Raw genomic sequence first — 21467 nt, 5'->3', positions numbered from 1 at the left:
GGGCATCGGGCCTCGGGGCTGTGCGACCCCAGGAGGAGGAACAGCCGTCCATGACACCTCCTGTCGCGTCCACCCGACGTCGGGACCGAGGTTCCCGCTCCGGCGTCACCGCGGCGTCACCACCTCCGTGGTGCGGCGTCTACCGTCGTCGGGCTGCTCCGGTCATCCAGGCGCTCCCGGGAGGGCCGGCAGGCGGAGCCTGCCACGCAGCGCACGGAGCGTCAGCGCGGCTGCTGCCGAGCTCTCGAGTTCGTCCTGCGGGACGTCCTTGTCGATCGCCAGGCGTCGTGCGAGGTCGAGCACACGGTCGAGCGCCACCCACTCGCGGTACAGCGCGGCAGCGTCGAACCTGGTCGACGGCAGGACCTTCCGGATCGCCGGCGCCGGGCCCCGGTCGGGATCGTTGGTGACACCCAGCAGCTCCCGCAGCAGCGGACGGGTGAACACCTCGGAGGCCAGCCTGAACTGCCGGCGCCAGAGCGCCACGTCGACGAGGACCCCTCCGGTGACCGCGGTTCGGAAGGAGCCGGCGAGCTGCAACGAGACGTCGGCTGCCACCGTGCGCACCCAGTCGGCGGGGTACTTCTCCCGGTCGGTCACCAACCCGGTGAGCACGTCGACCAGCTGGTCCGCGGCCAGGGCGAACCCGGAGTTCACCCTCGCGGTCGCGGCGGAGTCGCGGATGCCGATCGTCGCGGCGACGTCGGCCCGCCGCCGGAGGGTCAGCGGGTCGAACTCGTGGTTCCAGCTGTAGCTGGACAGACGCAGTCGGCACAGCTGCTCGTCGCGGCCGGACTCGCCCTCGACGCCCTTCCGCGCGACCGCGACGTCGAGCGGGATCAGATCGCCGTCCAGAGCCTGACTGCGCAGCCTGTCCATCGCTGGGAACAGCGGCTGCCGCTCGGTGAACTGGTACAGGGTGGCGATCGTGCGCGCCACCTCGAGCAGGTCGCCTTGGGCAGGGGGCGCCACCCTCTCCACAGGCAGGTCGAGGTCGCAATCGACACCCCAGAGGTCGGGCGGTCCGAGGCCGCGCCCGCGCCCCCGGGCGGCCTGCTCGCCGCGGTCCGGAACCCTCTCCTCCTCCCGGCCGGCCGGCCCGGGCGCACCGGCGGGTGCCTTCGGCGGTCCTTCTCGAGGACCCGGGTCACCTGCGCGTTCATCTCGCACTGCCCGCAGGGCGTCCTTGAGCGACTCGGTGAACCGTCCCTCGCGGATGTCCACGCCGTCGGAACGGAGTCTCTCGACGAGGGCGTCCCGCGGGACGTCGCCGGGCTCCAGGCCGAGCTCCTCCGCCAGCGGGGTCAGCACCTCGGGCCGGGTGGCGACGTCGGCCACGGCATCGACGAAGTCCCGGAGAGCGGTCCCGCCGACGAAGTCGAGGACGCTGCGTGCCGGGCCGTCGGTGTCGAGCGTGCCCGCGGACTTCGCCTGCCCGAGAGCGTGCAGGACCAGGCCGGGCTGTCGGCACAGCAGCCGGATGATGGCAGGCGGATGGGCCGCCTCGATCCCGTTGACGGCGTCTGCCAGCACCCTGGGACGCAGCCGCACCGTCGTCGCCGCTTCCCGGTACCGGCGGCCGAGGTCACCGGCCGCCTCCTCCGCCAGCGGGTCCACTGCGAAGGGGACCGGGGTGATGCGCTCGTGGACGGTCTCCTGCGACTGCTGGCTGCGCAGTTCGTCAGGGGTGACCTGGGGATCGGACATGGTGCTCCCTCGAGAGGACGAGGGCGGTCGGACGTGCGCCGTCCTCGGATGATTCGGGGCAGGGACTCGACAACGGCCGCCGCGGTCGTCTGGGACGCGCGGCGCGGCCGGCGGTGTGGACGGAGGCAAGCACCGTTGCACCTGCGGTCGCCTGTGCCTCGCCGTAGGTGTACGCCTGCGGCGGCTGACGCGCAACAGTGGGCGCGAGGTCCGCGACGCCTTCCTGTCGGAGGCCCCTTGACCGCCGTCTGCCGCGCTGAGGATCCTCGCCGACACCGATGGACGTGACCGTGGGGGAACGGCATGGGCCGCACGACCGTCACGCTCGACATCTCGCTGACGCGGTCAGCGGGATTCGTGCTGCGGCTGCGGCAGCACGTCGAGTCCTGCGACATCGTCGTGCTGCCGGACGGGGTCCCAGCGGACGGTGCGTCGCTGGTGCTCGCTCTGGACGAGGTCACGCCGGGTGCGCTCGCGCACGTCGCCTCGGTCGCCGGCGTTCGAGGCCGGCGGGTGCTGGCCGTGCTGACCGACCGGTCGGGCCTGGGCCGGGGTGACGGATGGCGACTCCTCGAGCAGGGCGCCGACGACGTCCTCGTGTCCGGGCCGGACCTGGGGAACGAGCTCGGTAGTCGCCTGCACCGGTGGGCGGCGCTGGCCGAGCTGCTGACCAGTGACACCGTCCGGAACGAGCTGGTCGGTACCTCGACCAGGTGGCTGCGAGCGCTGACCACGCTGGTCGAGACGGCCCGCTTCTCCAGTTCACCACTGCTCATCACCGGCGAGTCGGGCACCGGGAAGGAGTTGGCCTCACGCCTGGTCCACCACCTCGACCCGCGGGTGGTCCGGGGCCGGCTCGTCGTGGTCGACTGCACCACCGTGGTCCCGGGGTTGTCGGGCAGCGAGTTCTTCGGTCACGAGAAGGGCGCGTTCACCGGCGCCCACGCCGCACGGGAGGGCGCGTTCTCCGCCGCCCACGGCGGCACGCTCTTCCTCGACGAGGTGGGTGAGCTGCCGCTGCCGCTGCAGGCCGAGCTGCTCCGTGTCGTCCAGGAGGGCACCTTCAAGCGGGTGGGTGGGAACGACTGGCTGCACACCTCGTTCCGGCTGGTCTGCGCCACCAACCGGAACCTGCCGAGGGAGGTCGAGGAGGGACGCTTCCGCGCGGACCTCTTCTACCGCATCGCGGTGTCCACCGTGGCGTTGCCGCCGCTGCGGGACCGGCCGGACGACATCCTCCCGCTGTTCCGCCACTTCTTACGGGTCGTGCGCGGCCACGACCTCGGCGTCGACGCGGACGTGGCCGACCTGCTGCGCTGTCGGAGCTACCCCGGGAACGTCCGGGACCTGCGCCAACTCGCGCTCCGGGTGCTGACCCGCCACGTCGGCAGCGGTCCGATCACCGTCGGGGACGTGCCGGAGGACGAGCGGCCGCGCTTCCGCCCCGTCCCGGCGCCGCCGCTCGACGGCGAGGACGACGGCAAGGACGACGGCGGGGACGACGGCGAGGGCGACGCCGAGCGGCCGGCACTTCGGCCGGCCCCGGGTTGGGGCGAGCCGGACCTCGACGCCGTGATCGGGTCAGCCCTGGACCGCGGCGTCCGCTACGACGACATCCACACGGCCGTGACCTCCAGTGCCCGACGGGTCGCGCTCCGACGGGCCGGAGGCAACCAGAAGCGCGCGGCGGAGATGCTCGGCCTCACCCCCCGGGCCCTGCAGAAGCAGCAGCAGCGCGCCGCCTCGCTGCCCGGGAAGGACGGCACGCCGTGACCGGCCTGCGGCAGGAGCTGACCCACGCCCTCACGGTGACCCCCGCGCTCGTGCAGGCGGCCCACCTGCTCGCTCTACCGGACGTCGAGCTGGAACTGCACGTCCGGGACGTGCTGGCCGGCAACCCGGCCTTGGACGACCCGGGCGAGTGCCCGGTCTGCGGCACCGTGGCGGCCTCGGGCGCCTGCGGGTGCCTCGCGGTCCCGGCCGTTCCCCGGCCCGGCGGGCCCGTCCTCGACGGGGACCCGGCAGCCGAGCCGCCAGGCGAGCTCGCCGACGTCGTCACCGCGGCCGCCGCGCTGCTCCCGAGCGCCGACCGGCTGCTGCTCGACCACGTCGTCGCCGACCTCGACGACCGCGGCTACCTCGACCGGTCACCCGAGTGCCTCGCCGCCGACCTGCGCCTCCCCGTGGCCCGCATCCGGCGGGTGGTGGCGGCGATCCGCCAGGTGGCCCCTGCCGGCTTCTGCGCGGTCGACCTCGTCGACTGCCTCCTGCTGCAGCTCGACGCGCTCCCCGACGCCCCGGCGGTCCTGCGCTCCGTCGTCCGGGACCACCTGCCTGCGCTCGCGCGGGGGCGCCTGCCCTCCGTCGCCCGGGCGCTCGGCGTGCCGGTGGAGGAGGTGACGGCCGCCTGGGAGTACCTCCGCACCCGGATGCGGCCGTGCGTGCCCGTGGACCGCGGAACCGCCCGGCCACCCCGCCTCCGCCCCGACCTGGTGGTGACCGTCGCGGACGGGGAGGTGCGGGTCTCCCTGGTGCGGCAGCCGCGGCTCCGGTTGCACCCGGACTTCGTCGGCCTCGCTGCCGATCGGGGGCGTCTCACCCGGCTCTCTGACGGCGAGCGCCAGGTGCTCACCCGGTCTCTGGCCGAGGCCGCCGCCTTCCTCGACCGCTTGGCCCAGCGGGCGCACACGTTGCAGCGGGTCGGCGTCGAGGTGGCGGAGCGGCAGCGCGCCTTCCTGCTGGCCCGCACGCCGGCTCCGGCGCCGATGACCCGTACGGACGTCGCCGCCGCCCTCGGGCTGCACGAGTCGACCGTGAGCCGGGCCGTGCAGGGCAAGTCGGTCGAGCTGCCGGGCGGGCGGGTCGTCCCGCTGGGCGACCTCTTCGGGCGGGCCCGCACCGCGCACGAGTGCCTGCGCGGCCTGGTGGCCGGGGAGCGCGCGCCGATGTCGGACGCGGACCTCGCGCGGGCACTGGCCGAGCGCGGCCACTCCGTCAGCCGCAGCGCCGTCCGCAAGTACCGGCAGCAGCTCGGCATCCCTGCGCAGCACCTGCGCTGAGCCCGACGGCGAACCGGGGTTCGCGACCGGGTGCCCATCCAGCAGGCGCGGCGAACAGCCGGTCGCCGGCACCCTCCCGGACCCGCGTCCCGCCCGTGCCCGCGGGTGCGCACGCTTCTTGCAGGAAGGGATGACGTCGGACCCGCGGAGCGGAGGAGGACGTCATGCACGACTTGGACCGCACGATGCTGGAGGCGGCCACGGAGGAGGAGCACGAGGACGGGCGGGGGGCGCTCGGCGCCGAGCATGAGGAGTTCCTCGAGGTGCTCGGCGAGATCATCCCCGCAGGTGGCTACGAGATGGAGTGGTCGTCGAGGGCCCCGTTGCAGGGGGAGGTCCCGGAGACCGAGTTCGCCCTCGAGCTGCTCGGCGTCAGCACCGAGCAGGAGCTCGACCGGTTCCTCGGCAGCCTGGTCGACCGCGCGGCGGGGGCTGTGCGCAGCTTCGCGAGGACGCCGACCGGCCAGACGCTCACGGGCATCGCGAAGTCGGCCATCGGCCAAGCGCTGCCCGTCGTCCGCCAGGCCGTGGGTGGGTGGGCGCGGTCCGGCAACGGCGAGCGGGGAGGCGGCGGCGCGTCCGGCGACCTGCTCGGCCTCGAGCTGGAGGGGCTCAGCCAGGAGGACCGGGAGTTCGAGACCGCCCAGGCGCTCGTCCGTTGGACCGCCGACGCCGCGCGTCGAGCGGCCGCCACCCCCGCGCAGGGACCGCCGGCCCGTGCCGCCAAGGCCGCGGCGGTGGCCGCTGCGCAGCACCTCGCCCCCGGGCTGGCTCCGGTGCTGAGCCGGCTGCCGGTTCGCGGTGCCGATGACTCGGCACCCCCGGCGCGGCCGGGCTCGCAGCCGCAGTCGGGCCGTTGGGTCCGGCACGGCAACACCGTCGTGCTGCACGGCTTCTGACCGGCGCGCGACGTCCACCAGCACATCCCGCAGACAGGAGAGGACACGGACCGTGACGAGCTACGAGACCGAGTACGGGTACGGCAACGAGTACGAGAACCCGACTGGTGAGTGGGAGACCGAGCAGGGCGAGCAGGAGCTGTTCGCCGAACTGGTGAGCGGGGAGACCGGCGGGGGTCTCGGCGCGACGCAGGAGATGGAACTCGCGAGCGAGCTGCTGGAGGTCACCTCCGAGGCCGAGCTCGAGGAGTTCCTCGGCAAGCTGGTCAGCCGGGCGGCCAAGGGCGTGAGGGACTTCGCCCGGTCCGGTGCGGGCAAGGCCCTCGTCGGTGGGCTGAAGAACGTGGCCAAGTCCGCGCTGCCCATCGTGGGCGGCGCCCTCGGGTCGGTCGTGCCGGGGGTGGGGACGGCCCTCGGCTCGACCCTCGGCTCGATGGCGAGCAACCTGTTCGAGCTGGAGCTCGAGTCGATGAACGAGGAGGAGGCCGAGTTCGCCGTCGCCCAGGAGGTCGTCCGGATGGGCGCCCGGGCCGCCCGCACCGCGGCGTCCGCCCCGCGCAACGCGCCGCCGCGGGCGGTGGCGCAGGCGGCGATCGTGGCCGCGACCCCGGGGCTGCGCCGGTCGTCCCGCCGTCGCCGGCCAGGACGTCCGTCCCGCCCCGGCCGCCCGCGGCCCCGGCCCGGATTCGCCTATCCCGTGCCCTACCCGACCCCCTCCGACGGCAGCTACGAGCCCGACGACGGCAGCTACGAGCCCGACGACGGCGGCTACGAGCCCGGCGGCGCCGGGCCCGACGAGACGGACGGCTTGGAGCTGGAGACGTCGAACTCCGGTCGCCCACGAGCCGGTCGTTGGGAGCGCCGCGGCGGCACGATGGTGCTGCACGGGGTCTGATCGTGCCGCGCGATCCGCTCCCGATCCGCTTCCTCGAGGAGGAGGCGCGGGCGCTGCTGACCCGGTTGGACCAGGTCAGGCCCTTCGCCGTGCACGAGACGATGGTGCCGGCCGCGGCCCTGTTCCCGACCGCGCAGGCGGCCATCGACGGCTTGCTCATCGAGGGGCGGCGAACCCTCCACGGATTGGTCCTCGACTACCTCGGCTGGCTGCGCGGGCCGGGCCTCGAGGCGTCCCCGGCCGAACAGCAGCGGCGGTTCACGCTCATCCGGCTGCGCTTCAACGACGTGCTGTCGCAGTTCGACCTGTTCACCGAGGTGATCACCCAGCGCAGCGAGCACGCCACCGGTGTCTGGCTGTCCGGCCTCGACGTGCTGGCGGCCGACGCACTCAGCCTGCCGCGGTCGGTCCTGGACGTGCCACCGGTGGTCTGCTACCTGGCGCGCGGCCCGGGAGCCGCCATCCGCCGCGCGCGGACCCGACTCCCGGGGAACTCCGCGAACCCGGTCGCGATCATCCGGGTCCCGCGCGAGCGGATGATCGGGCACGGCATCGCCAGCTCCCTCGTGCACGAGGTGGGGCACCAGGCCGCCGCGCTGCTGGACCTCGTCCCAGGGATCCGGGACGACGTCCGTCGGGCGCAGCGGTACCTGCCACCGCAGGCGCGCGGGACGTGGGCCTGCTTCGACCAGTGGGCCTCCGAGATCGTCGCCGATCTCTGGTCGGTGGCCCGTCTCGGCATCTCCTCGACCTTGGGACTCATGGGCGTGGTCAGCCTGCCCCGCTGGTTCGTCTTCCGGCCCAGCGGAGCCGACCCGCACCCCGTTCCCTACGTCCGGGTCCGCCTCAGCTGCGCGATCGGCGAAGAGCTGTACCCCCACCCGCAGTGGGCCGCCACGTGGCGGCTGTGGCGTGCGCTCTACCCCCTGGCGGAGCTGCCCCCTGCCCACCGGCAGTCGATCGCCGGGCTCGTCGCGGCCGCGCCGGAATTCGTCCGGTTGCTGCTCGACCACCGGCCGTCGAGCCTGCACGGACGGTCGCTGCGCGAGGAGTTGTTCCTTCCCGACCGCCGGGCCGGCCCCCTGCTGGCGCGGTTCGACGAGTGGCGACGACGTCCGGGCCTGCTCCCATCCGTCCCGCCCACGCTGGCCTTCGCGGTCGTCGGGCAGGCCCGGGCCGCGGGCCGGCTGGCCCCCGAACCGGAGAGCCGGCTGCTCGGCGACCTGCTGACCCAGTGGGCCGTCCGCAGCTCGCTGGACGTCTCAGCGCTCTGCGCCGCGGCCGCGCAGGGGAGACCCCAGCAGCTCTACGCCGCGTGACCTGCACTTCCCCTTCGTCTCCAGGAGTGACCCCCGATGAGCACCTTCAAGATCTCCGCGAGCTTCACCGAGACCGTGCCGGCCGGGACCGCCGTGTGGTTCCGCGTCCAGGACGCCGACCTCGGCGGCGCCCTGGCGGAGCGCTACGACCTCCGCTGGGAGGTCACCGGCCCCTTCCCGACCGATTCGGTGACCCAGGCCGGTCGGCAGGACCCCACCGACCCGGCCCTGTTCACGATGGACACCGACGGCTTCCGCCCGGGCGCCTACGACGTCAGCTGCCGCCGCACCCTGAAGCCGACGCAGTCGCCGGGGGAGCACCCGCAGCCGGCGGACCCGGGCGGCACCGACGACGTCGACGCCCCGGCGGACCTCCTGGCCGCCGCGGACCGATCGACCCTCACCCGGGCCGTCCGCGCCGAGTCGGCCAGGGGCAGGGGCGACGATCCGGACGGCCCCCCCGACCTGGCGGTGTTCCGGCTCCGGGTCGTCCCGCCGACCGGCAGCAGGAACCAGGACGGCATCGTCCCGGTGAGCCTGCAGCGCACCTCCACCGTCCCGACCTCGGACCAGGTCCTCTGGATGATCATCCGCAACCGGACCGAGGCGATCTCCTTCGCTCGGTACAAGGAGTTCATCGACTCGGTGATGTGCGGGGAGACCGCCCCGGTCCGCGGCGCCCGGCAGGCCCTGCAGTTCCGCGGGACCGGGGCCTTCGAGCTGCTGTGCCGGGCGACGGACGCCTTCCTCATGCAGGAGATGGGGGTCATCACCGACGAGGTGGTGACCGGCCGGGCCCGCATGGGGGCCACCGACGAGAGCCCCGGGTGGCGCGAGATCGAGGGGCTGACGCCGGAGCAGCTGGCGCTGCGGGAGACCACCCGGCTGGGCTTCCGGCCGACCAAGCAGCAGATCGCCGACATGCGTGCGGACTACTTCGAGCAGCTGCGCCAGGAGTCCGGGCCGGTCATGCCCTACCTCAACACCATCCAGGCACGGCTCGGGGACATCCCGCTCAAGGGGCCCATGGAGGTGCCGGCCACCTGCTACGGCATCCTCCGGTCGCGGATCAGCGACCCGCTGTCCATCGAGCTGATCTGGTCGTACTGGCACGAGGAGGCGATGCTCGTCCAGGCCATGTACGCGATCCTGGCCCGGTTCCAGAACCGCACGCCGCGGCACGGGCCCGACCCGCTCGCCCGGCTGGACATCGACCCCCTCCGGCCGCTCGGCAACCTCATCTGGGGGTGGGCTCAAGAGGAGTACTCCCGGCTCACCGTGGTCCGCCGCTCGGCGGAGTACGAGCACGAGTACGGCTTGCGGCTCACCGGCCAGGCCCTGCACCCGCCGGTGCAGACGGTCGACCGACGGCACAAGTTCCTCGCGTCCTTCCACAACCTGCTGTTCCTGGCGCACGTCTTCTTCAAGGAGGACGACGACACGACCGTCATCGCCGACGGCTTCCCGGTGCTCAACGCGTTGCGGGAGACCCACCTGCTCCTCGCCGAGGGCGCGCACAACCAGTACGGGGACCTGCCCTCCACCGCGCGGGCCGAGATGCTCGTGATGGAGTGGCTGCTGTCCCGCCCGGAGATGCGGGAGTTCCTCGGTGGGCGGGTCATGGTGCCCTACCCGGAGCCCTGGATGGACCGGGTGGACTCGCTCAAGGCGATGCAGCGCTGGACCGACGTCAGCGTCACCCACTTCCGGGACCTGGGGGTCTACGGGGAGCAGATCCTGCTGTCGATCCGGTTCGGCGACTGGAGCGACGTCAACGACCCCCAGCAGGCGGCCAACTGGGCGCGCTACTGGCGCCCGGAGATGCAGCGCTACACGCACGCCTACCGGGCGGCGACCGGGGTCGACCTCACGTCGCGGGTCGACGCCACCGTCCCGACCGTGCTGCTGCAGCGCCGGCTGCTCGCCCAGCGTCGCGGCTGAGGACGCACCGGTGGTGCTCGACCTGACCGGCTCGCTGTACCTGGGCCTGCGGCACACGTCCGCAGAGCTCGGCGGCTGGGACGCGCTGACCGCGGGCGTCCCGGCCGCGCTCGACCGCGCCGAACCCGCCCGGTCCGTGGCGGCGCGGCTGGCCGGACTGGTGGGTGCGGAGGCCGGCCTGCTGTTCCGCTCGACCCTGCACGCCTTCCTCGACCTGTTCAACAGCTGCCCGGGCGACGCCGTCCTGGTGGACGCGGCCAGCTACCCGGTCGGCCGGTGGCCGCTGGCGGGCCGGCGCTGCGCGGGGGTACTGGTGCGGACCTTCCCGCACCACGACCCCGCCGGGCTGGACCGGTGCCTCCGGGCCCTGGGCGGCGGGGGCCGGCGTCCCCTCGTCCTCGCCGACGGGTACTGCACCGGCTGCGGGCGGGCCGCGCCGGTCGCCGGCTACCTCGAGACGCTGCGACCGCACGGCGGGGTGCTCGTGCTCGACGACACCCAGGCGCTGGGCATCCTCGGTCGGCACCCCGACCCCGGGGCGCCCTACGGCCACGGCGGCGGGGGAACGGTGCGCTGGACCGGTGCCGCCGGCCCCGTGCTGCTGGTGGACTCCCTAACCAAGGGCTTCGGTGCGCCGCTGGCGGTCGTGGCCGGGCCGACCGGGCTGGTCGAGGAGATCCGGACCCGCGGGCCGACGCGCGTGCACAGCAGCGCCCCGACGGCCGCCGATCTCCGCGCCGCCGACCGGGCGCTCACCGTCAACGAGCAGTCGGGGGACCGGCTCCGTGCCCGCCTGCTCTGGCTGGTCCGCCGGTTCCGGCGACGGCTGACCGACCGGGGCGTCCGGCTGGGCGCCGGTGAGTTCCCGGTCCAGCGGCTGGAGCCGACCGACCGGCGGCGTGCGGCCGCGATGTGCAGTTGGCTGGGCGCCGCGGGGCTGCGCAGCCTGGTGACCGTCCCGCCGTGCTGGCAGGGGGCCGCGGTCACCGTCGTCCTCACCGCCACGCTGTCGGCTCCGCAGGTGGACTGGGCGGCCGACCTGCTGGCGGAGGCGGCGCACCGCACCGTCGGCACGGGAGCCCCGCTGTGACCGTCGACCGTCAGTGCCGCGCCGGCACGGGCGACGAGCCGACCGGGGCGCGGTGTCCCGACGGAAGCGTCCGCCGGGGACCCCGCGGAACTCCTGACCACCCATGCCCGCAACTCCCGAGGAGGAGCCATGACCCGTCCGTCCGCCACCGGAGCGGCCCCCGCGACGCGGGACACCGTCTGGGTGGAGATCACCGACATGCCCGGGCGGCACAACTACTGGTGTCCGACGGCGCGGCAGGCCCGGGCGATGGCCAGGGAGCACGCGCGCGGCCTCGGTCCCGGCTGGACCCTCGACCACGACGCCCGGCCCCGTCCGCACTTCCGCGTCCAGCTGGTCCGCCGACCGGACGGCCAGGCGCACCGGCGGGTCAGCGGCAACTTCTTCTACGGGGGTCGGCGTCCGTACCGCATTCGGCGTCGGGCCTCCGGGCGAGGGCTGCTCGGCGAGCTGCGGGCGGGTCGGGGCAGCGACCGGCGGCGCAGCGCCTCGGCCCGCTCCTCCGGCTCGGCTCCCGCGCCCGTCGCAGCGGAGCTCTCCTACGGGCCGAGCTCCGCGGGCACGTCCTCGTCGGTCGAGAACGCGGTCATCAGGGCAGAGGTCGCCCGAGGCGTCACCAACGAGAACGCGCTCACCGATTCGGTGTTCAACCGTCGGTACCCCGCACGGGGTGGCCGTTCACTCTCCCTCTCCGAACCGGGGTTCCGCACCCTCAGCCAGGAGTGGCTGCGCATCCGCGACACGCAGGTGCGGCCTCTGCTGGGTGCTCAGCCTCCTCGGGGAGGTGCCGCTCCGGGCGCGCCGGCGACGGGTCAGCCGTCGTCGGGCGCGCCGGTCATCCGGTGGGCGGCGAACGCCAAGCGGGAAGTGGTGGCCCCGTACGCGCTCGGCGTGTTGACCGACATCGTGCGCGCCGCCGGACTGAGCGAGGTGCTGGTGTCCAGCACCCAGCGGACGCCGGCCGACCAGGCCCGGATCATGTTCGACAACTGTCGCCGGCTCGGCCCGCAGAGCCAACTGGACCTGTACGGCCCGTACGGCGACCGGGTCATCGAGGTGTACATCGCGTCGAGCGCGGCCGGCCGGAGCGACGCCCAGGTCAGGGCCGACATGGAGCGGAAGATCATCGAGCTGGGACCCACCAAGGTCTCGCACCACACCGGCGACCCGCGGGTGCTCGCGGTCATCGACGTCGCTCCCAGCTCCGTCGCGGACAAGGCGGCGTTCGAACGAGCCTGCCGATCGGACGGGCGGGTCAGCTACTTCCTCGGGCCGTCGAACTCAGATCCGGCATACCACCTGGAGATCCCGATCCCGCAGCAGCCGCTCCGGGAGCTGGACGGCCTCCGTTCCGAGGTGTGGGCGGGGTCGCTCGGCGGGAGACGCGAGAGCAGGGTGCGGGAGACGCTGTGGACACAGGAGTTCGAGTCGCCCACCACCGACGTCAGGTGGGTGCAGAGCACCCTGAACCGGGTCATCGGTGCGGGACTGGCCGTCGACGGGGTGTTCGGCTCCCGGACACGTGCGGCGGTCATGTCGTTCCAGCGACGGGAGGGGTTGGTCGCCGACGGCGTCGTCGGCCCGGTGACGACGGCGGCCCTCCAGCGTGCGGCCGGCGGCGCACCGTCGGCTCCTGCGCCGTCCCCGGCAGGGGGCAGTTACGGCCCCGGCCGGACGGTCACCGTGACCAGCAAGGGAAGGCAGTGGGTGGTCCGCATACCGGACACCCCGGGAGGCAGGGCGGTGAGCGCGGCCCTCGCCTACCTCGGGACGCCCTACAGCTTCGGTGGTGGCGACATGGCCGGACCGACGCTGGGGGTGAAACAGGGTGCGAACACCGTGGGCTTCGACTGCAGCGGCCTGATCGAGTACGCGTGGGGGAGGGCACTGGGCGGGAGGAGCATCGGCATGTGGACGGGAGCCCAGTGGGAGGGGAACCTCCCGGCCACCGGGGACCCGCAACCGGGGGACCTGGTCTTCTACGGACCCTCGGGGATCCACCACGTCTCCATGTACATCGGTGACGGCAACGTCGTCGAGGCCCCGCGCACGGGCGACGTGGTGAAGATCCGGCGCCTCGCCGAGTTCTCGGAGTCCCCCGCCGGATGGCGGCGACCAGCGTGACCCACCGTGGTGAACACCGCCTCGACGAGGAACAGCTGCCACTCATCGCGCACGCCCTGCCGCTGCGCCCGCCCGCGGCACCGAAGACGTCGGCAACATCCTGCGACCGCAGAGGTTCCGGTGTCCCGTCCCCGGCCGCTACCGTGCGTCGGACCACCCCGACGCGGGTCGCGAGCACGGGGGCCTGGGGGACGGGGCACGCGTGGGCGCCACCGGTGATGAGTCGTGCGGGAGCTGAGCCGACGGGCACTGCTCGGCTGGGCGGGGGCGTCCGCGCTCGCCGTCGTCGGCGGCCCGGCGGCTTCCCGTCGCGGGAAGGGGATCAGCGGTATGGGAGCCGAGGCTCGGCCCATCCGCCCGGCTCGACGGGCGTGCCCTGCAGCGACTCCGGCAAGTCGGTCATCGTCATTGAGCGCCAGCGATGAGTGTCGAGGGGTGATTCGCCACCACGCACAGGCCTGTGGCGGCGAACCGCGACCGCTCCTACCGGGTCACCGGCGTCCAGCACCGGCAGCGCTGCCTTGGGTGACGAGATCGCAGGCCGCGATGCGGAACGGCGGGTCGGGACACGAGGCACCAGCGGGTGGTGGCAGAGGTTGTGACGAACCGGTGACGGATCTTGACGAGGATGGGTCTCCGGGTCGCCAGGGTCTGCGAAGTGCTCATCGGTGGCGATGAAGGCATCGGGCTCCCATCAGCGCGGAGGACTCCATGAGCGAGATCAGCGACAAGCACCAGTCCCTGGCTGCCCTCCTCGGGCCGGCGACAGGTGCTGAGGAGCCCACGCCCGACGGGATCGGGCGCTTTCAGCACTACGAGCGTGGGTCGATCTACTGGACGCCGCAGACCGGAGCCCACGAAGTGCACGGCGACATCCGTGCCCTGTGGTCTTCGCTCGGTTGGGAACGCAGCGTCCTGGGCTACCCGACCACCGACGAGACCCCCACACCCGACGGTGTCGGGCGGTTCAACCACTTCCAGGCAGGGCCGACCTCGGGGTCGATCTACTGGACGCCACGGACCGGAGCCCACGAGGTGCACGGCGACATCCATGCCCTGTGGTCGTTCCTCGGATGGGAACGCGGCCCGCTGGGGTACCCGACGAGCAATGAGTACGAGCTCCCGCATCAGGCGGGGCGGGTGAGCGAGTTCGACAAGGGATGCATCTACTGGGACGGGGGCCGAGGCGCCTACGAGGTGTTCCCTCGTCCGGACTATCCGCCGGTCGGTCCGGCGGACAGGGTCAAGGTCGGGATGTGGGAGGAGCCCACCTTCCATGCGGGCATCTCGGGACTGCACACCGCCCTGCTGCACACCAATGGCGTCCTCTTCCTCAGCTACCGGGAGCCTGCGGATCCTGACAATCCCGGAGAGGTCCCCACCCCGTTCGGAGAATCCGCGGTCCTGGACCTCGCCTCAAGAACCGCCGCCACGCCCGCGTACCACGGAGCGCATGGTGAGACGGCGCTGCCCAACATCTTCTGCAGCGGGCACGCGTTCCTCCCGGACGGTCGGTTGCTCGTTGCCGGCGGGGACAGGGAGAACCAAGACAGGTTGCGCTCGGTCCACGTCTTCTCGCCCGGTGGTCCCGGCGGAGGGTCCTGGTCCTACGCCGGGACGCTCGCCGCCGCCCGCTGGTACCCCTCGGTCGTCACCCTCCCTGATGGGCGCATGCTGATGGCCGGCGGGGAGAAGCGTCTGCCGGTCGCGAACCAGAACACCACCTACGAGATCTTCGATCCCACGACCGGGACTGTCCACCTCCCGGTCAGCGCACCGCCGATGACCCGCTTCGGTGGCTTCGTCACGTTCCCGTTCCTCTTCGTGTTGCCCACGCGCAAGCTGCTGCTGCATGGCGGCACCAGAACGGCCTTCCTGGACCTGACCAACTTCACGTTCGCCTCCACCGAGTTGGAGACCGCGGACCGTCCTGACCGCAACGCCCGCACCTACGGCGTGGAGGGCACCAGCGTGCTGCTGCCGCTGCGCCCGACCACCAACCCGCCCTACCGCGCCCGGGTGATGCTGATCGGCGGGGGCGGAGGAGGACCAGCGGTCACCATCAGAACCCCCGCGACGGCCAGTTGTGAGGTCCTCGATCTCACGGCGACGCCGCTGGCCTGGCGTCTGGTCGCCCCCCTGGCGCACCGGCGGGTGATGCCGGACGCGGTCCTGTTGCCCGACGGCAGCGTGCTGGTGATGAACGGGAGCGATGCGGGTTCCGCCGACAACGGCGCCAATCCGGTATGGGAAGCCGAGCGCTACGACCCGGTGGCGAACTCCTGGACCACGATGGCGCCGATGTCCGTGCCGCGGCTGTACCACGCCACTGCCCTGCTGCTACCCGATGGCAGGGTCCTCACCGCGGGAACCGACTCGCTGTGGAACCCCGGCCCCTTCCACGAGGAGCAACTCTGCCTGGAGTTCTACAGCCCGCCCTACCTGTTCAAGGGTCCTCGGCCGACGATCACCTCTGCACCCACACAGATGTCCTACGCGAGCACGGCTGTCATCGGTACGGAGAACCCCTCCTCGATCAGCTCGGTCAGTCTGTTGCGCTGCGGCTCCTGCACGCATTCGTTCAATGCCGATCAGCGTTTCGTCGAATTGACGATCACGGCTCGATCGAGCACCGACCTGACCGTCCAGGCACCGCCCGACGGTTTCGTCGCGCCCCCCGGGTACTACATGTTGTTCCTGCTGCGCGGCGAGGTCCCCTCGACAGCGACGTTCGTGCGCCTGTCCTAGTTCTGCAACGCGGTACCGCCCTACGGAAGAGGCCCGAAACGAGCAGCGCATCGCCGTGACCGTGACCGTGCCCGAGCTCCGCCGACACCCTCGGGTCGTCGGTGCGGGCGACCGGTCCGGTGTTCGGCGGCGACGGGGGAGTGGTCGCCCTCGTGTCGGCGGGCATCACCGTCGACGATTGGTGCTCAGCCACGAGATCGCCGTGCTGGCGTCGTCGCGCTTCGCAGAGGCACGCCAACGAAGCCGGGGCCTGCACCGCGGCGGGCGTTGAGCGCGTTCGGGCCTCGCGACCCTGCGCGCCCATCCGACCGCGCGGTAGCACCCGCAGGCGCAAGTCCGTCCTATCGACCGGGCCTCCACGGCCGGCGGCATCGCGGCGGACGTCCGGTGCCGTGGTCAGGCTCCGGGCAGGGCTCAGTCGTCCAGGTGGGCGCGCAACAGATTCGGATCCGCGCGGGTGAAGTACGCGGCACTGGTGACGAGCACCCGGCTGTGCCGCACCGCCACCGACGTCGGGTTCTGCAATCCGTCCTCGCCGGTGAGCACGATGGCGTGCGTTCCGTCGGCGCGGACGAGGGCGACCTCATTCGGCACGTTCAGCGTGGCCAGCACCGTGTTGCCCTCACCCGTGAAGGCGAAGTCGTCGACACCGGTCAGGCCGGAGGCCACGGTGCTGATCGGCCCGGCGTCGCCCTGCGACGTGATGGGGATGCGCAACAGCGTCGCGCGGTCGGTGTTTGCCACCCACACCGCCCCGTCGCGCACCTTGACGCCAGGCGGCGGGGCGGGTCGGCCCTGCAGGTCGACGGCGCCACCAGGCCCGCCGCGCGGCACTCCCGCTGGCAAACGGGACGCAGGGCGGCGAGTTCCCTGTCCGACAGCACCACCACCGTGACGCGCAGGCCGCCGTCGAGCTCCAGCCGGGCCGGTGCGGCTCCCCGCGCCCGGCTGACCGCCGCCCCGTCGAAGCGCGCGTTCCAGGGCAGGTGCAGCGCCTCCAGCAGGGCGCGAGAATCTCGCCGGGCGGCGGCCCGAGGTAGCCGTCGTCGTCGACGACGGGCAGGTGCTCGAACCCGTTGAACCACACGTCGCCGACGGTCAGCCCGAGCGAGGCATTGTTCAGCAGCCGAAGGATGCCCCGATGTGGTCGGCGTCGACGTGCGTGACGACGACATCGAGGTGCCGCTCCCCGGGCTCCAGGCGGGACATCTTGCGTTGCACTGCGGGGTAGCCCGGCACCGGGCCGGCGTCGATGAGCATTCTGTGGCGGTCCGTGGGCGGCCCCAGGTGACCAGGGTGCAGTCGTCCTGCCGCACCGGGAGGGCCTCGATGGCGAGGCCGGCGTCGCCCGCGGTCGGCATGCCGACTCTCCTTCCGAATCCCGACGGGACGGCCCGTCGTCAGAGCGGCGGCGGACTGATGCCGCTGGAGGGCAGTCGTTCGGGGTGGTAGGCCGCCAGTGCGGCTCCCATGAGCCACCAGCCGCGGTACACGAGGGCGCGGCAGAGCCGCTCGTCGAGCTTGTCGAAGACAGTCGGGACGCGGGCCAGGTCGCGGCCGTCGTACGTCCGATGCTCGGGATGCGCGGCGTACCACGCCCGGAGCGGCTCGGGACGCTCGGTGGGCATGTCGGTGGCGAGCGAGACCAGCACACCGCGGTGCGCACCGTCCGGCAGCCGCGACCCCGGAGGGAGCTCCCGTCCGCGACGGAACCGGTTGACCATGTCCCGCGTCCTCAGCGTGGTGCTCTGGCGGTACAGGAGGGAGTTGGCGCGGGCGAGGTCGCGGACCAGCGGCACCTTGCCGTAGGGGCCGGCCCGCAGCAGACCTCCGGCGTTCAACGTGAACAGGAAGACGTCGCGGTACCGCTCGCCGTCCAGTGCCTCGAGACCGGTGTTGTCGTACACCCCGCCGTCGAGCAGGGCCGGTGGGACCGTGCCGCACGGGAACTGCAGGTCGCCGAGCCGCACGGGCGCGAACGTCCCGGGCACGGCCGCCGAGGCGGCGACGGCCCGGCTGAGCCGGAGCCCGGTCCCCTTCGTCGGCAGAAGCCCGATGGTGTAGTCGCCGACGACGTCGCGTTCGAACCCGAAGCGCACCCCCGACATCATGTTCGCGGCGCTGATGATCCAGCGGACGCCGGGGTCGAGGTGCTCGAGTTCCGCCTCGTGCAGGAACCACTCGTCCAGCCGACGCGCGAGCACGTCGGTCCGCGTCGCCGGTCCGACGGTGCGCCACAGCCCGCGCAGGAGGGCGAACTTCAGCGAGCGGCTCGACAGCTGCGCGACGACCGGGTCGACGACGAGCTCGTCGAACGCCGCGGTCGTGAAGCCGCGGTCGCGCAGGCGCGGCCAGGCGAGCGCGGTGACCGCGTTGGTGATCGACCCGCCGGACACCGAGGAGAGGTAGCGCAGGTCGCCAAGGGATTCGATGTCTGCCATGAGGCGGAGTGCGCCGAGACCGGCGAGTGTGGCCCGGAAGCCCCCGCCGGAGAGCGTGACGGCGAGCGGATCCCGGCTGTCCGGGGGCGGCTCGGGTCGGAGGTCGTCCCCGCACGGCAAGGGCTGCAGCCCGGTGCCGACGGCCGGTGAGTCGACGTACAGGACGTCGTCGCCTGAGGTCTGATGTCCGACACCCATGGCGCCTCCCCTTGGACGGACCGGCTCGGTCCCTCGGCGGCGTCCTACTGCCTGCAGTACTGGCACGGTCCGCAGCCTGACAGCGCCACTGTCACGAGCGCGTCACTGCTACATCACGGCCTGCAGGAGGTCTCCGTGTCCGCGCCCACGGTCCGGTACTCCGCGGACCGACTGCTGCTGTGGACGGCCCGCCTTACCGAAGTCGCAGCAGCGATCGCCCGCGACCTGAGAGCCCCGCGGCGCGACGGCGTCGGTCCTTGTCAAAGCGCTCCCAGAGAGCCTCGGTCTCACGGCCGCCTGTGGTCAGCTCGCCCGGGGAGGCCCCGGCTCGGCCCGCTCTCGCCCTTGAGTCCACTTGGCGTGCTCCTGGGAGATGAGCCCCTCGATCCGTTCCGCGAGCACCCGCAGCCGGTCTGCGGAGGCGTAGGGCCCGGCTGACGACAGGAACAAGTACTTCTCGTGCTTCAGCGCCTCGGCCGTGGAGCGATACAGCACCCAGTTCGTCTGCCATTGGAAGAGCTGTTGCACCGCCTCGAGAACGAGGACAGCAGCCCCCAGCGTGGCGATGAGCAACGTCGATCCGCCCGCTCCGGCTACCACCGGGACCGCTGCGGCGATGAACAACTCGACGACCTTCAGCCGGGTGAAGGCCCGCTGCGCACTGCTGCTCTTGCGGTCATACCAGTCGAGTTGGTCGAGCAAGCGCGCCCAGGCCGGGTGGTTCGATCCCGGGTCGACGCGTGCCCCCGTACCGTCAGGACTCACCATGGAGGCTCCCTCCCGAGTGCATGCCCATGCTGCTCCGCGGCCCGTCGGTGGTCCATCAGATCGGACGCCCGCTTCAGACCTGACAGACCGGGATCGTTCTCACCGGCGGTCGTGGGAAGCGGGTGCCCGACGAGTACCCAGGCCCCGGCGTCGAAAGGAGGTCGCCAGGCGCCCGTTCTGGGGGAGGAGCTGCTGCCGATGATCCGACTGCACGACCTGCGGCACACCCACGCGACGCTGCCCGGCTGCCGGCGAGCCGGTCAAGGTCGTGTCCCAGCGGCTGGGCCACGCCAACGCGACCATCACGCTCACCGTCTGCCAGCACGTCCACCCCGGCATGGGCAGGCAGGCGGCTGGCCGGTTCGCCGCGCTGCTCGACGGCTGACGCTCATCCCGGCTGGGAGCCGCCAACCACCACGGCGGTACAACAAGTGTTTCGGTCCCTCGAACGACAGCACTCTGGGCTCCCGAGCTGCAGGAACACCGGGGTGAGTTCGTGCGAGGGGTGACACGCTACATACGCACACGACCACGGCGCGAGCACCCGTCGCCGTTCCAGCCGTGCTGCACCTCCAGCTCGACCATGCAGGGACCGCGTTGATCCGGCGTGGTCTCCACAACCCACCGCCTCCGGTTGTCCTCGTCCTCGAGTCGGGCGGCGCCGCGAAGCGGGACAGTCGGCGATCCCGGACGACCGCGGGCGGGCCCGGATCCAGTCCTCGAGTCGCGTCGCCCATCCAGGCTTGCGCAGGAGAGCCCGCCGGGGCCGTCGCCCGTCCGCGTCGTCGAGCATCCGGCTGTCGGTCATCCGCGTGATACGCCCGAACGGGCCGCCCACTCCGTCTGTTGGATGTTGACCGACCGCCGGGTGAACTCGCCGCGGAAGACCAAGGGAAGTCCGCGCACCGCGGGCAACACGGCCACGGTCGGCGGTGTCGTGCCCGTCGTCCTCACGTGGCCAGCGGTGACATTCCGGTGACGCGACGATCACGGCCGCGTGCTGACATCTCGGCTGACGGCAGGGGGATCGCGTGGCCATGACGGCGAGGCTCTTCCGGGGACTGCAGGGTTCGGGCTTGGTGAGCTCCACCTCCCAGGACGTGGCGGGGGAGCGGGGCGCGCTGCAGGACGGCGCTGTCCCGTGGCTGTGGGAGGTGTGCCGACATGCCGGCCGGCGTCGACGCTGCGACCGTGGTCGTGGCACCCAGATGAGATCCCCGATGGGGAGGGCGAATCGGGACGTTGACCTGCTGTTGAGAAGCTGGCCGGAACCCGCTGAACGACGTGGCGATCATGGCGAGCGCCTCTCCGACGTGAGCCAGCCGGCAGAGCAAGCTCCTCCGATGTCGACCCTCTGTATCAGGCAGCGCCATCCGGGTGAGGACGCACCGGTCTCTGTCCGCCGCACCGACGCCTCTGGTGACCGAGATGTGACAGTCGCCACAATGGCCCGGGAACGCCACGTATCGATTCTCCGCTCAGGGCGCTCTGAACGCCGTCACGTGTCGCAGGGCAAGGGGGATGACGGACATGGATGCTCCGCGGACCAGGTGGTGGGAGAGGCCCGACTCGTCGGCGCCGGCCGCGTTCATCTCGCATGCGAGCGCCGATGCGAGTCAGGCGACGGAGATCGTCCGTGTGCTCGAAGCCGCGGGCCTTCGCTGCTGGATCGCGCCTCGGGACATCCCGGCCGGGAGCCCGTGGGCCGGGTCGATCGTAGACGGGATCCGGAGCAGCCGGCTGCTCGTCGTGGTGTTCTCAGCCCGGTCCTGCGCCTCGCCGGAGGTCTACCGGGAGGTCGAGCTCGCGTCGCGGGAGCGCAAGCCGATGCTGACCGTGCGCATCGACCGGACGGCGGCCCTCACCGGACCGCTCGCGTTCTTCCTCTCCTCGATCCAGTGGGTGGAGGCGACGGCGCGCCCGCTCCGGCCGCAGCTGGAGCAACTGCCGAGCACCATCGCGCCGCTGCTCAACGTCGCGGTGACCCCGGTCGCGGGCACGAGTGCCACGCGTGAGGAAAGGGGCGACGAGCCCGATCGGGACTTGGACCTGGACCTGCTCACCAAGTGGTGACGCAGGCCGAATCGCGTGGCTTGGCGTGGCGAGATTCCTCCCAAGGACGTCTGTCAGTTTCGGAGTACAAGATGACTGATCAACGACCGGGCGCGGAGTTCTTCGGTCCTGCCGCGCGTTCACAGTCCGCACAGGGCACCCGTACGGCACCTGGCGGCATGGCGCCGCAGTTCGGGCCCCCGTCGAGCCAGCCGCCCGGGGGCAA

At 72.6% G+C, this 21467-nt stretch carries 15 protein-coding genes; 10 read left to right on the top strand and 5 right to left on the bottom strand.

The annotated features are described in order from the left end of the window. Positions 1-162: 162 nt before the first annotated feature. A complete protein-coding gene (locus FHL80_RS12555; RefSeq protein ID WP_138733753.1) occupies positions 163-1707 on the bottom strand; it encodes a hypothetical protein in 1545 nt (514 codons plus the stop codon). Between the two features lie 303 nt (positions 1708-2010). On the opposite strand from FHL80_RS12555, the gene FHL80_RS12550 reads away from it, so the two are divergent. The 9 genes from FHL80_RS12550 to FHL80_RS12510 all read left to right on the top strand — a co-directional run bounded on the left by FHL80_RS12550 (position 2011) and on the right by FHL80_RS12510 (position 15782). After that, a complete protein-coding gene (locus FHL80_RS12550; protein ID WP_138733752.1) occupies positions 2011-3480 on the top strand; it encodes a sigma 54-interacting transcriptional regulator in 1470 nt (489 codons plus the stop codon). Beyond that, positions 3477-4766 (top strand): RNA polymerase factor sigma-54, encoded by a 1290-nt coding sequence (locus FHL80_RS12545; RefSeq protein WP_138733751.1) that lies wholly within the window; start codon positions 3477-3479, stop codon positions 4764-4766. Before FHL80_RS12550 ends, FHL80_RS12545 begins: the two co-directional genes overlap by 4 nt. Positions 4767-4930: 164 nt before the next feature. Next, positions 4931-5665 carry a hypothetical protein gene (locus tag FHL80_RS12540; protein WP_138733750.1) on the top strand — a complete coding sequence of 245 codons (735 nt, stop codon included), beginning with the start codon at positions 4931-4933 and terminating at the stop codon, positions 5663-5665. A 52-nt stretch (positions 5666-5717) separates the two neighbouring features. Continuing rightward, positions 5718-6560 carry a hypothetical protein gene (locus tag FHL80_RS12535; RefSeq protein WP_138733749.1) on the top strand — a complete coding sequence of 281 codons (843 nt, stop codon included), beginning with the start codon at positions 5718-5720 and terminating at the stop codon, positions 6558-6560. 2 nt (positions 6561-6562) lie between these two features. Further along, the gene (locus FHL80_RS12530) at positions 6563-7879 is read left to right on the top strand and encodes a hypothetical protein (protein WP_138733748.1); all 1317 of its coding nucleotides are present in this window, start codon (positions 6563-6565) and stop codon (positions 7877-7879) included. Between the two features lie 36 nt (positions 7880-7915). Then, complete coding sequence (locus FHL80_RS12525; protein WP_138733747.1) at positions 7916-9820, top strand: hypothetical protein; 1905 nt, start codon at positions 7916-7918, stop codon at positions 9818-9820. A 10-nt stretch (positions 9821-9830) separates the two neighbouring features. After that, positions 9831-10910 carry a PLP-dependent aminotransferase family protein gene (locus tag FHL80_RS12520; protein WP_138733746.1) on the top strand — a complete coding sequence of 360 codons (1080 nt, stop codon included), beginning with the start codon at positions 9831-9833 and terminating at the stop codon, positions 10908-10910. A gap of 129 nt (positions 10911-11039) precedes the next feature. After that, positions 11040-13034, top strand: coding sequence for a C40 family peptidase (locus FHL80_RS12515; RefSeq protein WP_138733745.1), 1995 nt, complete (start codon positions 11040-11042; stop codon positions 13032-13034). A 711-nt stretch (positions 13035-13745) separates the two neighbouring features. Continuing rightward, the gene (locus FHL80_RS12510) at positions 13746-15782 is read left to right on the top strand and encodes a galactose oxidase-like domain-containing protein (protein ID WP_138733744.1); all 2037 of its coding nucleotides are present in this window, start codon (positions 13746-13748) and stop codon (positions 15780-15782) included. A 414-nt stretch (positions 15783-16196) separates the two neighbouring features. Here FHL80_RS12510 and FHL80_RS12505 read toward each other — a convergent pair whose 3' ends face one another. From FHL80_RS12505 to FHL80_RS12495, 4 genes are all read right to left on the bottom strand, one after another. Then, positions 16197-16526, bottom strand: a complete 330-nt coding sequence (locus tag FHL80_RS12505; RefSeq protein ID WP_138733743.1) for a hypothetical protein — start codon at positions 16524-16526, stop codon at positions 16197-16199. A gap of 375 nt (positions 16527-16901) precedes the next feature. After that, positions 16902-17042, bottom strand: a complete 141-nt coding sequence (locus FHL80_RS25510) for a hypothetical protein (protein ID WP_216870677.1) — start codon at positions 17040-17042, stop codon at positions 16902-16904. Between the two features lie 140 nt (positions 17043-17182). Beyond that, the gene (locus FHL80_RS12500) at positions 17183-18421 is read right to left on the bottom strand and encodes a patatin-like phospholipase family protein (RefSeq protein ID WP_138733742.1); all 1239 of its coding nucleotides are present in this window, start codon (positions 18419-18421) and stop codon (positions 17183-17185) included. A gap of 303 nt (positions 18422-18724) precedes the next feature. Then, a complete protein-coding gene (locus FHL80_RS12495) occupies positions 18725-19189 on the bottom strand; it encodes a DUF4231 domain-containing protein (RefSeq protein WP_138733741.1) in 465 nt (154 codons plus the stop codon). A gap of 1521 nt (positions 19190-20710) precedes the next feature. On the opposite strand from FHL80_RS12495, the gene FHL80_RS12485 reads away from it, so the two are divergent. Then, positions 20711-21262 (top strand): TIR domain-containing protein, encoded by a 552-nt coding sequence (locus tag FHL80_RS12485; RefSeq protein WP_138733740.1) that lies wholly within the window; start codon positions 20711-20713, stop codon positions 21260-21262. Positions 21263-21467 lie beyond the last annotated feature (205 nt).

It is taken from the genome of Modestobacter excelsi (genome assembly GCF_005930495.1).
GTDB lineage: Bacteria > Actinomycetota > Actinomycetes > Mycobacteriales > Geodermatophilaceae > Modestobacter > Modestobacter excelsi.
This window is presented reverse-complemented; position numbering and strand designations above follow the sequence as displayed.

What these genes read in the sequence shown, in the direction of transcription:
- FHL80_RS12555 (WP_138733753.1), bottom strand. Translation starts at nt 1,707, where the DNA reads ATGTCCGATCCCCAGGTCACCCCTGACGAACTGCGCAGCCAGCAGTCG.
- FHL80_RS12550 (WP_138733752.1), top strand. Translation starts at nt 2,011, where the DNA reads ATGGGCCGCACGACCGTCACGCTCGACATCTCGCTGACGCGGTCAGCG.
- FHL80_RS12540 (WP_138733750.1), top strand. Translation starts at nt 4,931, where the DNA reads ATGCACGACTTGGACCGCACGATGCTGGAGGCGGCCACGGAGGAGGAG.
- FHL80_RS12525 (WP_138733747.1), top strand. Translation starts at nt 7,916, where the DNA reads ATGAGCACCTTCAAGATCTCCGCGAGCTTCACCGAGACCGTGCCGGCC.
- FHL80_RS12515 (WP_138733745.1), top strand. Translation starts at nt 11,040, where the DNA reads ATGACCCGTCCGTCCGCCACCGGAGCGGCCCCCGCGACGCGGGACACC.
- FHL80_RS12510 (WP_138733744.1), top strand. Translation starts at nt 13,746, where the DNA reads ATGAGCGAGATCAGCGACAAGCACCAGTCCCTGGCTGCCCTCCTCGGG.
- FHL80_RS25510 (WP_216870677.1), bottom strand. Translation starts at nt 17,042, where the DNA reads ATGCTCATCGACGCCGGCCCGGTGCCGGGCTACCCCGCAGTGCAACGC.
- FHL80_RS12500 (WP_138733742.1), bottom strand. Translation starts at nt 18,421, where the DNA reads ATGGGTGTCGGACATCAGACCTCAGGCGACGACGTCCTGTACGTCGAC.
- FHL80_RS12495 (WP_138733741.1), bottom strand. Translation starts at nt 19,189, where the DNA reads ATGGTGAGTCCTGACGGTACGGGGGCACGCGTCGACCCGGGATCGAAC.
- FHL80_RS12485 (WP_138733740.1), top strand. Translation starts at nt 20,711, where the DNA reads ATGACGGACATGGATGCTCCGCGGACCAGGTGGTGGGAGAGGCCCGAC.